Origin of the sequence: Chromohalobacter sp. 48-RD10 (assembly GCF_029889785.1) — a bacterium.
In the GTDB taxonomy this organism is placed as follows: domain Bacteria; phylum Pseudomonadota; class Gammaproteobacteria; order Pseudomonadales; family Halomonadaceae; genus Chromohalobacter.
Genome location: NZ_JARANX010000181.1, coordinates 1 through 927, shown reverse-complemented (window position 1 = coordinate 927; position 927 = coordinate 1). Strand labels below are relative to the sequence as shown.

Annotated in this window: 2 protein-coding genes; both read right to left on the bottom strand. The window is 64.0% G+C overall.

Features of this window, described 5'->3' with window-relative positions; genetic code table 11:
• Window positions 1-188: 188 nt before the first annotated feature.
• On the bottom strand, window positions 189-404 hold the full coding sequence (locus OP496_RS18085; RefSeq protein ID WP_280565353.1) for a YbfB/YjiJ family MFS transporter: 216 nt from the start codon (window positions 402-404) through the stop codon (window positions 189-191).
• Between the two features lie 163 nt (window positions 405-567).
• The coding region (locus OP496_RS18080) for a TetR/AcrR family transcriptional regulator (protein WP_280565351.1) at window positions 568-927 on the bottom strand (360 nt) is incomplete at its 5' end.

Sequence of the window (927 nt, the reverse complement as noted above, 5' to 3'; positions counted from 1 at the left end):
CCGATGGCGCCCCGGTAGAACGAGACGACGAACGCATCCCAGTCGTCCGCCATGAGCAGGCCGCCGATGCCGCCCGATAAACCCCAGCAAAGTGAGGCGAGCACCACGAGTGCCGTTGCACCTGCCATTGAGAGCTCCTGATGTCAGGGGAAAGTGGAAGCCGGTTGGAGCGCCGAGCGCTCGGTCTTTTAGCCGATGAGAGCCGTGATCACCGCGATTAGTACGATAGCAAGGCAGTAACCGACATAGGCGCCGCTGCCGATGACGCCCGCCAGGGTCGCGCTCAAGCCGACTTCCTCGCGCATGCTGGGCAGGAACAGCCCATAGGCGAAACGCGCCAGGCCGTAGGTGGTGCCGATCAGCATGATGCCGGCGACGATCAGGCGGAATTCGGTGCGCGTCATGCGGTGTACTCCTCTCGGCCTGTGGCCGGCATCGTGTTGACGAAGTGTAAAACGATCGTTTTCGATATGAGCGTAATGGATCCCCGGTTTGAGCCCGGTTAACGTCACTAGACGTTAGCTATGGTGCGTTTCGCGGCGGCGCCTGTTACTGAACTCGGTGTCACTATGACGCTCGTGCGACCGTGACCAGACGCTGTGCCGCCCGCCGTGCGACCTCGACGGTCGCCACGCCGCGATATGCCGCCGCGTGTGTCGCGCCCTCGAACAGCAGTTGAATCGACTCGGCGAGCTCATCGTCCTGCCGACCGATCTCCGCGACGATGATGGCGTCGATCCGATCCCGCAGGCGCTGCTTGTGGCGTGCCATCGCCTCGGCGATCTCCGGCACGTCGCCGCCGGTTTCCCCCCAGGCACGCAGGAACAGACAACCCCGCGCGGCCTCTTGGGCCAACCAGACCTCCAGCGCGCCGAATAACGCATCGACGCTGTCGGTTTCCACCTGGCGGTGGAAGCGACGATCCCG

Coding starts and splice junctions, on each gene's coding strand:
- OP496_RS18085 (WP_280565353.1), bottom strand. CDS start 404: ATGACGCGCACCGAATTCCGCCTGATCGTCGCCGGCATCATGCTGATC.